A 12,276-nucleotide genomic window follows, 5' to 3' on the forward strand; every position below is an offset into this window, starting at 1 on the left:
TTTATTAAAAGTCTAAATCAAGTGCTTCTTGATGATTAATTGGGACCGCATTTTGACGGCTTGATTTACCATGCAAATAGCCATCGATTAATTGAAAAATTTCATAGCGGTCTTGATTATCAAGGGGCTCTTTATTAAAGGATAACAAACTCTCAGATAAAAACAACATCGCTAAATCAATTTCAGTGGATTGCGAATGGCCAACCAAATAGTCTAATGAGACGTTAAAATAATTGGCAATTTTTTTAACTTCAATATAGGATGGTGTCCGAATACCACGTTCCCAATTACCAATTTGGGAAGCCGTATTAGGTTTTTCATCGGCACTGAGATGTTCATTTAGAGTTTCAGCGAGTGTTTCAAGGGTGATATGGCGGCCCCGGCGTAGTGCCCGTAAGCGTTCTGGGAACATCCAATCATCCTCCTATGATACAAATTGTTCAGTGAGTGCTAAGAATTCAGTAATATCTTTAGCAACTAAGTCTGCACCAGCTTGCCAGAAGTCAGGTTGCGTTAAGTCAACCCCTAAGTGTTTTTGGGCCAATTCTTCAGTTGACATATTAGCGGTATCACGTAATAACGCAATGTATTGATCTTCGAAGTTATCAGTTGATTGTGCTTTAGCGTAAATTCCTAAACTAAAGAGGTATCCAAAGGTGTATGGGAAGTTATAGAATGGCACGTTGTCAATGTAGAAATGAAGCTTACTTGCCCAGAAGTGAGGATGATAAGTCTCAAGACTGTTAGCGAACGCTTCATGTTGGGCTTCATCCATTAAAGTACTTAATTCATCAGGGGTAAGCACTTTTTCTTGGCGTAACTTGTAGAATTTAGTTTCAAACAAATAGCGGGCATGGATATTCATAAACATAGCGACTGGATTGTTTAACTTAGCATCAAGTAAAGTTACTTTTTCAGCATCGTTAGTAGCTGCTTTAACTTTAGCATCGTTAACCACTAATTCAGCAAATGTTGACGCTGTTTCAGCCACGTTCATCGCATAGTTACCACGCCAGAATGGTAAATCAGTTAAAACCGAGCTGTGGAAAGCATGGCCAAGTTCGTGGGCAATGGTGGCGGCATCATTTTGTGAACCCGTAAAGGTTAAGAAAATCCGTGATTCACCGAGTTCAGGAACACTTTCCATGTATCCACCAGGTTGTTTACCCGGCCGGTTTTCTGATTCAATCCAGCGTTTTTCAAAAGCCGTTTTTGCTAAAGCAGCCATTTTAGGTGAAAATTGTGCAAAGTTATCCATAATAAATTCTGCCGCATCATCGTATGAAAGGTCTTTACTGGTAAATTCACCGACATGAACGGGTGCATAAATATCTTGGAATCCAAGTGCTTGCTTACCCATTAATTGAGCTTTACGGGCAAAGTACTTTGTTAACATTTCCTTGTTATCACTAACAACTTGCCACATCGTATCTAATGTTGCTTGGCTCATGCGGTTTAATTCAAGCGGTTTTTTCAAAAAGTCAGTTACGCCATGGGCTTTATAATTTGTTAAGCGAGCCCCGGCTAAGTGGTTTAAAGTATCAGCAACTAAACCATCAGCTTGGCCCCACATGTTTTCATAACCCGCCAATAAGTTAGCCCGGACTTTTGGATCCGGATAACCTTCAAGGTGATTAAGCGCTTGACCAGCTGAAATCGTCGTAGTTTCACCATTTTCATCCGTAAAGGGCATAGTTAGACCAGCGGCAATGGTATCATAGTGACTGCTCCATGCGTTAAGACCGTCAAGGCTTAATTGGGTTAAAAGTTCTTCAGTAGTATCATCTAATAATTCATTGGCTTCTTGGCGCATTTCATTCAAAGCAAAATCAATGGTTTGTAAAGTTGGTAAGGCAAGAATTGTCGTCCAAGTAGTATTATCAATGGTTGCTAGTAATTTTTTGAATTGTGAGCTAGGCTTAGCATAACTTGCTTCTAACGCATTAATCACACTAGCTTTAGCACTGAGGGTAGTATTCGTGAAGTCATCAGAAATCAAGGCAGTGATGAAAACATTTACTTGTAGTAAACCAGCTTCAATGGTCTGGCCTTGAGTAGTTAAATTAACAAAATTAGTAAAATCGGCATCATCATTGCTGACTACATAATTTGTTACAGCATCTGCAAAATTTTTAATTTGTGCTTTAAGTAATTCTAATTTTTGTGCAAGTTCAGGTGAGTTAACACCACCAGGAAAAATGCTATCTAAATCCCAGTTCTGTGAATAAGTCATGTGTAATCCTCCATTAATTAATTAGAATTATTATAACATTTTAATGAACATAAATAACATTTAATTACAACTGGAATGAAAGCATAGATTAATGTATAATGTTTTGAATATTGTTAATATAGTAAACTATTTGAAATAGAAATTAAAAATTGAAGGAAGTTCAATAATAATGAGTAAAACAAGAAAAATTATTACTTGGATAGTAGGAATTGTGGCTATTATCGCAATTACTTTAGTTGCAAGTAGCATGTATTTTTTTCATGTGGCTGAAGTGCGTGCACCTAAAACATTCATCAAAAGTGCAGTCATTAAGAAAAATAATCCCACATTTAGCTATGATGCTAAATTTAATAAGCAACATAAAGAAGTGTGGCACCAAACAACGCCCGGTGGTTTGAAGTTGGATGCATGGTATGTAGCTAATCCAATTAAGACTAATAAAACGGTTGTAATAGCACATGGCTTTGCTGGAAATAAAGCTAGAATGGCCATGTATGGGCAAATGTTTTTAAACCTTGGTTATAATGTTTTGATACCAGATGATCGTGCAGCTGGGCAATCAGATGGAAATTTAATTGGGTTTGGTTGGACTGATCGCAAGGATTATGTTCGTTGGATTAATCAAGTTGTTGAGAAAAATCCTCAAGTTGAGATTGCGATGTTTGGAGTTTCAATGGGTGGCGCAACAACGATGATGACGGCAGGTGAAAAGCTACCAAATAACGTTAAAGTTTTTATTGAAGATTGTGGTTATGACACGGTTAAAAATGAAATTGATTTTCAAGCAAAATCAATGTACAATTTGCCAGTTATCCCACGTTTTCCACTAGTTGATATTGTTTCTGGAATTTCAAAATTACGTGCTGGCTATACGTATGGTGAAGCTAGTTCAGTTGCTCAATTACACAAAAATCACTTACCAATGTTGTTCATTCATGGTGGTGATGATAAATTTGTTCCAACTGCAATGGCATATAAAAATTACGAAGCAACACAAGGACCAAAAGAATTGTGGATAGTGCCAGGTGCGGCACATGCAATGTCATTTGAAAAGAATCCTGTTAAATATGCAGGTAAGGTACAAAGTTTCTTAGATCGTTATTTTCAATAAACATAAAAAAACCACGGGATAAAAGTTTCCGTGGTTTTTATTAATAATTTTTCTAATTATGAAACAATGCTCAATAAATTAGTAACTTCAGGATAAGTTTTCCGAATTAAAGTATTCAAGCTATACATCTTTCTTTCACCATGAAGGCTGAGACGAACGTATAAATAGCCACGTCCATGCACACTTGCTTTGAGTGAGCGCTCATTTCGTTTATGACCACGCTGATCAACCGTTGATAGTCGGTAGACTTCACCAGTACTGTTCATGCCATAATGGCCTTCAAAACCAGGGATTGCCCGCAAATTTTCCATATCAAAACGCTCCATATTGTATTCAATTTGGTAGAATCTTAACCCAAAGTAACTTTGGTAAGACCATTATACTGCTTGAATACGAACGTTTCAAATCATTTAACCTCAATAGTTTGTAAAAATGTAAAAATTGTGTTTATTTATTGCAAATTATTCGTATTTTATTCTTTTCAAAGTCTTCAATAGTAATAATCATTTTGTTTAATCGTGCTTCTTCAATCATTAAGATAGTTACATAGTAGCTTGCAAGATGATTTTGGACAGTTTCAAAATGATCCTTTACCGTTAATTCTAATTCAATTGGTTCACCAGGAACAAAGTTTAAGCGTTCTTGTTCGAGGACTAAGTATTTGTTTTCATTGGTTTCTTCAAACGCGGGGACATCAAAAACTTCGTGAAAAAAACGAAAGGCCCGCGCTGGATTGCTGACAGGAATTGAATGGGTACTAATTTTCTTTGGCTTCATTAAAGGCTCCTTACAAAAAATAATCTATAACTAGTATAGCATTCAAAATCTTAAAGTGGCGCGAAGATTCTTTTTAGATAATTTGCTAATTTAATAAGTTTCGGTAGAATAAAGTACAAATCTAAAAAAGAGGTATGAGTGATGACTCGATATCAGGCAATTGAAATAACCAATATGATAATGATTGAAGACTTACAAACTAATCAAATTTTAGTTGAAGATCGAAAAAACCCTAAGTGGCCGGGCGTAACTTTTCCTGATGGCCATGTTGAGCTTAATGAAACAATTGTTGAATCAGCGTACCGCGAAGTATACGAAGAAACAGGATTAACAATTTATAATCCAAAACTAGTTGGTATTAAAGAGTGGCCTTTAAATGATGGGGCACGCTATATTGTCTTTTTGTTCAAAGCAACAGAGTTTAGTGGTGAAATTAACGCATCAAAAGAAGGGGATATATTTTGGACAACACGTAAACAACTTGATAACTACGTATTGCCAAAAACCTTTAAAGAGATGCTCCCGGTTTTTGATAACCCTGAAATATCGGCGTTAGCACTTAAAGATAAAGATACAAATGGAATTTGGCAAACTATTTGGCAGTGAAATTTACTTTTTTTTAGAAAGTAAATTATGTTTTTAGAATCAAAAAAGCGTAGAATATTAATATCATAAAAAAGTGAGGAAAACTTGTGGAAATATTGATTAAACATGGTAAGAAATATCGCCTTGATATATTAATGGCATTTATTTCAGTTACCATTATGGCGTTGTCAATGTTATGGCAACCAAAATTATTGCAAAAAGTATTGGAAGCAATTCTTAAAAATGATACACATGAAGTTGATAAACTAGGTTTGCAATTAATTATTATTGCGATTGTTGGATTAATTGCTGGGGCCATTAATACTATTTTTGCGGCTAAGGTATCTCAAGGGATTGCAGCTGGAATACGTGAAGAAGTTTATCGGAAAATTCAAAGCTTTTCATTTGAAAATATTGAAAAGTTTTCAGCTAGTAATTTAGTTGTACGTTTGACCAATGATATCAATCAAGTTCAAAATTTAGCAATGAATTTTTTGCAAGTTCTAATGCGAATTCCAATTATATTTGTGGGTGCTTTTATTCTTGCAATCGTAACATTACCTAAATTATGGTGGATTATCATTGTAATGATTATTTTAATTGTTGCTGTAGCTGGTTTATCATTTGGTCGCATGGGTCGTAATTTTGGTAAAATGCAAAAATCAATTGACCATGTCAACACGTTAGCTAAAGAAAATTTAGGTGGGGTTCGAGTTGTTAAATCATTTGTTCAAGAAGACAATGAAATTAAACGATTTACTAAAGTCTCAGATGATATGCGCGATTTAAATATCGTTATTGGGAATTGGTTTTCAGTTATCGTACCAGCTTTTATGTTAATTGCTAATTTAACGATTACGGGAGCCATTTTCTTTGTCGGTAAAATGGTTGATACTGATCCAACTGCTTTAGCGGCAGTTACGTCATTTATTAATTACTTAGCTCAAATTATGATGGCAATTATTATTGGTGGGATGATGATGACTTTTGCTTCACGAGGAATGGTATCATTAAAACGGTTAAATGAAATTTTAACGACAGAAAATAATTTAACCTTTGGCGATACACCAGAACAAGTTATCACTGGGGATGTTGAGTTTAAACATGTTTCATTCACCTACCCTGGCGATGAAAAACCAACTTTAAAAGATATTTCATTTACAGCAAAAGCTGGTCAAATGATAGGAATTGTTGGTGCAACTGGATCAGGTAAGTCGACGTTGGCACAATTAATCCCACGACTTTTTGATCCGACGCAGGGGCAAGTATTAATTGATGGTAATGATCTAAGGAACATTAATGAAAAATCCTTACGTAAAGCAGTTTCCTTTGTTTTACAACGAGCAATACTATTTTCTGGAACAATTGCTGACAATCTACGCCAAGGGAAACATGATGCATCACTAGAAGATATGAAAAAAGCTGCAGATATTGCTCAGGCATCAGAATTCATTGAAAAGTTGGACCAACAATATGATGCACCGGTTGAAGAGCGGTCTGCTAATTTTTCTGGCGGACAAAAGCAACGCCTGTCAATTGCACGTGGCGTAATTGGATTACCTAAAATTTTAATTTTAGATGATTCGACGTCTGCTTTGGATGCCAAATCTGAAAAGCTTGTTAAAGAAGCCCTTGATCGGGAATTGGCTGATTCAACAACGTTTGTAATTGCTGAAAAAATTGCTTCAGTGATTAATGCAGATAAAATTATTGTTTTGGATGAAGGGCAGATTGTTGGTGAAGGAACACACCAAGAGCTAGTTGCTAATAATAGAGCTTATCAAGAAATCTACCAAACCCAAAAGGCATTGGAGGTTTAATATGCAGGAGTTTAAACAAGGTACTAAGTTCTTTGCGCATTACTTGAAGCAATACAAATTGGGGATGGCATTTGTATTTGTTTTGACGATTTTATCGACATATTTACAAGTTAAAGCACCAATTTTTATGGGGAATGCGATTACTGATTTAGCTAAATACGTTGAATTACGTTTAAATCCAATGACTCATAATTTAGCATCAAAGGCTGATTTTCATCATGCATTGATGATGATGTTGATGTTTTTCCTTTTTAATGCAGTCGCAATGTTTATTTCTAGTTTGGTGATTTCACGGATAACAGGTTATTCAACTAATGCGATGCGAGTAGGCCTTTTCCAAAAGCTACAAAAAATGACCATTAAATACTTCGATTCACATAAAGATGGTGAAATTTTATCACGTTTCACTTCAGATTTAGATAATATCTTTAATGCAATGAACCAAGGGTTATTCCAATTATTCTCAAATATTACATTGATGATTGGGATTTTAATTATGATGTTTCGTGAAAATGCGCAATTAGCATGGGTCACAGTTGCAAGTACACCAGTTGCCATCTTAATTGCTTTTTTCATGATTCGAAAGGCTCGACACTATGTTGATTTACAACAAGAAGAAGTTGGCCGGTTAAACGGATATATAAATGAACAAATTACTGGTGAACGAGTAATTATTACCAATGGCTTGCAACAGGAATCAGTAGACAACTTCTTAGACCATAATGAACGAGTACGTAAGGCGACTTTTACTGGTCAAGTATATTCAGGAATGCTTTTTCCATTAATGCAGGGAATGTCATTAATTAATACTGCGGTGGTAATTTTCTTTGGATCATATTTGGCCTTACATGGTGACATGAGTCGAGCAACTGCGCTTGGTTTAGTAGTTATATTTGTTCAATATTCACAGCAATACTATCAACCAATTACTCAGTTAACGTCAATGTATAATATGCTCCAACTTGCATTGACTGGAGCACGTCGGATTAATGATGTGTTGCTTGAACCAAATGAAATTAACCCTGAAAATGGTAAGCAAATCGATAATCTTAAAGATAAAATCATTTTAGATAATATTCATTTTGGATATGATGAAAAACGCGAAATCTTGCATGGAATTTCAATTGAGGTTAATAAGGGACAGATGGTAGCTCTAGTCGGTCCAACTGGTTCAGGGAAAACAACGGTAATGAATTTATTGAACCGTTTTTATGACGTTACTGGTGGCTCAGTTAAATTTGATGGTGTCGATGTCCGTCAGATGGATATTGATTCATTACGCGAACATGTGGGGATTGTCCTGCAAGATTCAGTATTATTTAGCGGAACGATTCGTGATAATATTGCTTTTGGTCAGCCTGATGCTACCGATGAACAAGTCTATGCGGCGGCAACCGAAGCTAATATTCATGACTTTATTATGAGTTTAGACGAAGGTTATGATACGAAAGTAACGGATGAAAATTCGATTTTCTCAACAGGCCAAAAGCAATTAATTTCAATTGCACGAACAATTTTAACAAATCCAGATTTATTAATTTTAGATGAAGCAACATCTAATGTTGATACGGTTACTGAAGCACGTATTCAAAAAGCAATGGATAATGTTATTAAAGGCCGAACCAGTTTTGTTATCGCTCACCGATTAAAGACAATTCTAAATGCTGATAAAATCGTGGTACTCAAGGATGGGAACATTATTGAGGAAGGTACTCACCAAGAATTACTTACTGAAAATGGATTTTATGCTGAGTTATATAATAATCAAATGGTGTTTGATTAACAATCATTAAAAGTGGAATTAACTTACTAACTTAGTTAATTAAATATAATTTAAAAGAGGCTGTAACGTAATTTGCTACTAGAAATTACGCTACAGCCTCTTTTTGAATAGAAATTATCCTGAAAGATAATGGACGCGTTATAATAAATATACATAGGTAAGTATGTAGAGTTACTGCTCACTTATTATATTTTCGATATCTTTGTCACCAAAATGGGGGGTGCTTATGAAAAAATATCAAAAAATTTTGGTTGGTGTGGATGGTTCACCACAAGCACATGCAGCTTTTGAACGCGCGCTTGAATTAGCAAAGCAAAATGATGCGACGTTAATTATTGCAAGCATTTTGAATGCGGATAAATATGTTGGTATGGGTTTGGCTTTAGGTGCATCATACATTAATAAGGCTGCTGAAGTTGATTTACTAGATCGATTACAAGATAGTGGTCAAGTATTAGTTAGTCAAGCTAAGCGGTTAGGAATTGAAGATGTTATTTTAGAGGTTACACAGGGAAATTCTAAAACGGCTCTGGCAGAAGACTTAGTTGTAAAGTATGGAGCGGATTTAATTGTTATTGGTGCAACTGGGACGAATATGGTTGAACGTGTATTAATCGGTTCAAATGCACACTTTGTAGTACAACATGCTAGGGTAGATGTTTTAGTTGTTCGTGAATAGTTCGTGAGAGGTTATGATATAAAGCTAGTGATATCGATAAATACGATAGAAGCCTCATTGAAAAATCTTCAATGAGGCTTCTATCGTATTTGAATATAGCGGAATGCATTTGGAGTAACAAATTACTACTAAAAAAGTTGTACCCACACTATACACGAACTTTGGTCAATTCATCATCAATCATTTTGAGGACAATGGCTTGATTTTCAGGTAATTCTAAATCATATTTTTGTAAATCAATTTTAAGCTTAGGTGAGACATTATAATCTTCAAACCATTGTTTATAGGCTGTCCACATTTTGAAGTAGTATGCACGTAATTCTTCATTATTATCAAATTGTTCATAATCACGACCACGCTTACGAATTCGATGTAGAATCGTTTCAAAATCTGTTTCAGCATAAACAAGTAAATCAGGAGCTTTTTTTGGTAATTGTTGCAATTCAGCCATCATATTATCTAATAATGATAAATAAACATCTAACTCAGTATCAGAAATATTACCTTCTTTATTATTTTCTTTAGTAAAGAGGGCATCTTCATAAATAGAACGATCAAGGACGTTATTGTCGTCAGCTAAAGCGGACTTAATCATACCAAATCTTTTATTTAGAAAATAAATCTGTAATAAGAATGCATATTGCTTAGGATTTGCGTAAAAAAGTGGCAGTACTGGGTTATCTCCCACGGGTTCAAAAAAAGCTTGTGTCTCAAGATGTTCTGCGATGAGGCCTGTTAAAGTTGTTTTACCAACACCAATCATACCAGCTGTAATAATCACCATAATGTCCTTCCTTGTCTAAAAAATTCATAATTCATTGTAGCCGAAAATATCGTTGACTACAAATGCAATCTTAACCTAAGCAGCTGGATTTTAGTTACGGATTAACAATGTTTGTAACTAAGGGTTGCTTATACGGTTAAAAAGCGTAAAATTGCCTTGGTATTGATATTATTTAGCACAAATTAATGTGCAGCTCTAAATTGTTTCTAAGGAGAACTTTTATAATGTGGCGTTATCTAAAACGACTGATTATCGGGAAGCCGCTTAAAACTTTAGACGAAGGAAACCAGTCTTTATCTAAGTTTAAAGCATTGGCCTTGTTATCATCTGATGCATTGTCATCCGTTGCTTACGGGACGGAACAAATTACTGCAGTACTATTAGCTGTGTCAGCATCAGCAATGTGGTTTCAAATACCAGTTGCCTTGTTGGTCTTGATTTTATTGGCAGCAATTACCTTATCATATCGGATGATTATTCATGCATATCCGAGTGGTGGAGGGGCTTATATGGTTGCTTCGACCAACTGGGGCCGTAATTTAGGGCTTGTTGCGGGTGGATCATTACTGGTTGATTATATGTTAACCGTCGCAGTTTCAGTTACTGCCGGGACCGAAGCAATTACATCGGCAATTCCAGCATTACAAGGCCAAACAGTTCCAATTTCAATTGTAATTGTTATCTTGGTAATGTGCCTTAATTTACGTGGTGTACGTGAATCAGCATCTTTTTTAATGGTACCAGTATATTCATTTGTAGTAATGATTTCTTTGATGATTATCATTGGCTTGTATAATATTATCACTGGTCAAGTTGAGTTTTCTGCGCCCTTAGCAGTTGGACATTCGTTTGCTGGTATGAGTATTGTTTTGTTCTTACGAGCTTTTTCAAGTGGTTCATCGTCATTAACAGGGGTTGAAGCGATTAGTAACGCTGTACCAAACTTTAAAGATCCAAAGCCTAAAAATGCGGCAACTACATTAGCCATTATGGCAATAATACTTGGCTTTTTCTTTGCTGGGATAACTTACTTATCATATTGGTATGGTATTCGGCCAAATGGACAAGTAACTGTCTTGGCACAAATTGGAATTAAAACATTTGGTCATGGTATTTTCTTTTATTTATTACAATTATCAACAGCTATGATTCTAGCAGTTGCTGCAAATACCGGATTTTCAGCTTTCCCAATGTTAGCTTACAATTTAGCTAAAGATAAATTTATGCCACATATGTATATGGATAAAGGTGATCGTTTAGGTTATTCAAATGGGATTGTTTCATTAGCCGTTGGTGCTATTATATTAATTGCTATCTTTAATGGTCAGACGGATAAATTAATTCCATTATATGCGGTAGGGGTATTTGTACCTTTCACGTTGAGTCAATCAGGGATGATTATCCACTGGTATCGAGAACGTGGTCGTGGCTGGATTGCTAAGTCAGTTGTTAATGCAATCGGAGCTATTATTTCTGGGGCTTTAGTTTTAATTTTATTTGGATTACATTTTACGAATGTATGGCCATATTTGATTATCATGCCAGCTTTAATATATATGTTCTTAAAAATTAATAAACATTATCGTAATGTAGCTCGCCAATTAAGATTAGTTTCAGAACAACCAATTCAACGCGTTAACTACTCTGGGTCAACAGTGATTGTATTAGTTTCTAATGTAACAAGGGTAACTGCTGGAGCAATCGACTATGCTCGTTCAATTGGTGATTATGTTGTTGCGATGCACGTGTCATTTGATACTGATCCTACTAAGGAACATCGGACGGCAGCTGAATTTAAAGCGGAATTCCCAGATGTCCGATATGTTGATATTCATTCCTCATATCGCTCAATTACTGCGCCTACATTACGTTTTGTTGATGTGATTGCTAAAAAAGCGAAGGAACGGAATCATTCAACCACGATTATCGTGCCACAATTTACGCCAAAAAAAGGTTGGCAAAATATTTTACACAATCAGACAAGTTTTCGTTTACGGGCAGTCTTAAATACTCGGGATGATGTTTCAATATCTACTTATTACTATCACTTAAAAGAGTAGGCATAGTAGACTAATAAAATACTAATAATAAAAAGGTTCTGGAAGAAATGTTCTTCTAGAGCCTTTTTTATACAATATATTTAGTAGTTTTGAAGGTGATACGATAAATATAGTATCTTGATTTAAGAAAATTAAAGTAAATACAAAGTTATTTAAAAAAAGTATTGCATATTACGTTAAATAGCGATATTATATCTAAGTTGTCTTAAACAACGAGTAAACAAAAAGATTTAATTTTAAAAAGTTGTTGACGTAAAGTTAAACATCTGATATTATTAATAAATGTTGTTACGACATATTAAGTTGTTAACAACGACGTAGATCTTTGAAAACTGAATAAAGTTTTGACAATCAAATGTGTAAGTACTTTGAAATTAATTTTCAGAGTTAAACAAATTTGCGAATGTCAATTTCGCTAGTAAATTATGCTTCAAACGTCTCCCC

At 35.1% G+C, this 12,276-nt stretch carries 11 protein-coding genes; 6 read left to right on the top strand and 5 right to left on the bottom strand.

Annotated features, from left to right (window positions below):
* Positions 1 to 4 precede the first annotated feature (4 nt).
* Positions 5 to 412, bottom strand: coding sequence for a helix-turn-helix domain-containing protein (locus tag HF964_RS03915; RefSeq protein ID WP_168721754.1), 408 nt, complete (start codon positions 410 to 412; stop codon positions 5 to 7).
* 12 nt (positions 413 to 424) lie between these two features.
* Positions 425 to 2,233 (bottom strand): M3 family oligoendopeptidase, encoded by a 1,809-nt coding sequence (locus tag HF964_RS03920; RefSeq protein WP_168721755.1) that lies wholly within the window; start codon positions 2,231 to 2,233, stop codon positions 425 to 427.
* Between the two features lie 169 nt (positions 2,234 to 2,402).
* Between HF964_RS03920 and HF964_RS03925 the strand changes: the two genes are divergently transcribed.
* Positions 2,403 to 3,344 carry an alpha/beta hydrolase gene (locus HF964_RS03925; RefSeq protein WP_168721756.1) on the top strand — a complete coding sequence of 314 codons (942 nt, stop codon included), beginning with the start codon at positions 2,403 to 2,405 and terminating at the stop codon, positions 3,342 to 3,344.
* Between the two features lie 56 nt (positions 3,345 to 3,400).
* On the opposite strand, the gene HF964_RS03930 is transcribed toward HF964_RS03925, so the two are convergent.
* Both HF964_RS03930 and HF964_RS03935 read right to left on the bottom strand, forming a co-directional pair.
* Positions 3,401 to 3,655, bottom strand: a complete 255-nt coding sequence (locus HF964_RS03930; RefSeq protein ID WP_168721757.1) for an NUMOD4 domain-containing protein — start codon at positions 3,653 to 3,655, stop codon at positions 3,401 to 3,403.
* A 136-nt stretch (positions 3,656 to 3,791) separates the two neighbouring features.
* Entirely contained in the window at positions 3,792 to 4,121 is a 330-nt protein-coding gene (locus HF964_RS03935) for a VOC family protein (protein ID WP_168721758.1), read from the bottom strand.
* A gap of 141 nt (positions 4,122 to 4,262) precedes the next feature.
* Here HF964_RS03935 and HF964_RS03940 point away from each other — a divergent pair, with 141 nt between their 5' ends.
* From HF964_RS03940 to HF964_RS03955, 4 genes are all read left to right on the top strand, one after another.
* Entirely contained in the window at positions 4,263 to 4,727 is a 465-nt protein-coding gene (locus HF964_RS03940) for an 8-oxo-dGTP diphosphatase (protein WP_168721759.1), read from the top strand.
* 86 nt (positions 4,728 to 4,813) lie between these two features.
* Positions 4,814 to 6,526, top strand: a complete 1,713-nt coding sequence (locus tag HF964_RS03945) for an ABC transporter transmembrane domain-containing protein (protein ID WP_168721760.1) — start codon at positions 4,814 to 4,816, stop codon at positions 6,524 to 6,526.
* 1 nt (position 6,527) lies between these two features.
* Positions 6,528 to 8,309 carry an ABC transporter ATP-binding protein gene (locus HF964_RS03950; RefSeq protein ID WP_168721761.1) on the top strand — a complete coding sequence of 594 codons (1,782 nt, stop codon included), beginning with the start codon at positions 6,528 to 6,530 and terminating at the stop codon, positions 8,307 to 8,309.
* A 226-nt stretch (positions 8,310 to 8,535) separates the two neighbouring features.
* The gene (locus HF964_RS03955) at positions 8,536 to 8,988 is read left to right on the top strand and encodes a universal stress protein (protein ID WP_168721762.1); all 453 of its coding nucleotides are present in this window, start codon (positions 8,536 to 8,538) and stop codon (positions 8,986 to 8,988) included.
* A 148-nt stretch (positions 8,989 to 9,136) separates the two neighbouring features.
* On the opposite strand, the gene HF964_RS03960 is transcribed toward HF964_RS03955, so the two are convergent.
* Positions 9,137 to 9,772, bottom strand: a complete 636-nt coding sequence (locus HF964_RS03960; RefSeq protein ID WP_168721763.1) for a deoxynucleoside kinase — start codon at positions 9,770 to 9,772, stop codon at positions 9,137 to 9,139.
* Positions 9,773 to 9,996: 224 nt separating this feature from the next.
* On the opposite strand from HF964_RS03960, the gene HF964_RS03965 reads away from it, so the two are divergent.
* Positions 9,997 to 11,832 (top strand): APC family permease, encoded by a 1,836-nt coding sequence (locus HF964_RS03965; RefSeq protein WP_168721764.1) that lies wholly within the window; start codon positions 9,997 to 9,999, stop codon positions 11,830 to 11,832.
* The last annotated feature ends 444 nt before the right edge of the window (positions 11,833 to 12,276 follow it).

The organism is Periweissella fabalis (assembly GCF_012396505.1).
Taxonomy (GTDB): domain Bacteria; phylum Bacillota; class Bacilli; order Lactobacillales; family Lactobacillaceae; genus Periweissella; species Periweissella fabalis.

Bases quoted from the DNA above. Each gene is read 5' to 3' on its own strand.
- HF964_RS03915 (WP_168721754.1), bottom strand. From the start codon at position 412: ATGTTCCCAGAACGCTTACGGGCACTACGCCGGGGCCGCCATATCACC.
- HF964_RS03920 (WP_168721755.1), bottom strand. From the start codon at position 2,233: ATGACTTATTCACAGAACTGGGATTTAGATAGCATTTTTCCTGGTGGT.
- HF964_RS03925 (WP_168721756.1), top strand. From the start codon at position 2,403: ATGAGTAAAACAAGAAAAATTATTACTTGGATAGTAGGAATTGTGGCT.
- HF964_RS03930 (WP_168721757.1), bottom strand. From the start codon at position 3,655: ATGGAAAATTTGCGGGCAATCCCTGGTTTTGAAGGCCATTATGGCATG.
- HF964_RS03935 (WP_168721758.1), bottom strand. From the start codon at position 4,121: ATGAAGCCAAAGAAAATTAGTACCCATTCAATTCCTGTCAGCAATCCA.
- HF964_RS03940 (WP_168721759.1), top strand. From the start codon at position 4,263: ATGACTCGATATCAGGCAATTGAAATAACCAATATGATAATGATTGAA.
- HF964_RS03950 (WP_168721761.1), top strand. From the start codon at position 6,528: ATGCAGGAGTTTAAACAAGGTACTAAGTTCTTTGCGCATTACTTGAAG.
- HF964_RS03955 (WP_168721762.1), top strand. From the start codon at position 8,536: ATGAAAAAATATCAAAAAATTTTGGTTGGTGTGGATGGTTCACCACAA.
- HF964_RS03960 (WP_168721763.1), bottom strand. From the start codon at position 9,772: ATGGTGATTATTACAGCTGGTATGATTGGTGTTGGTAAAACAACTTTA.
- HF964_RS03965 (WP_168721764.1), top strand. From the start codon at position 9,997: ATGTGGCGTTATCTAAAACGACTGATTATCGGGAAGCCGCTTAAAACT.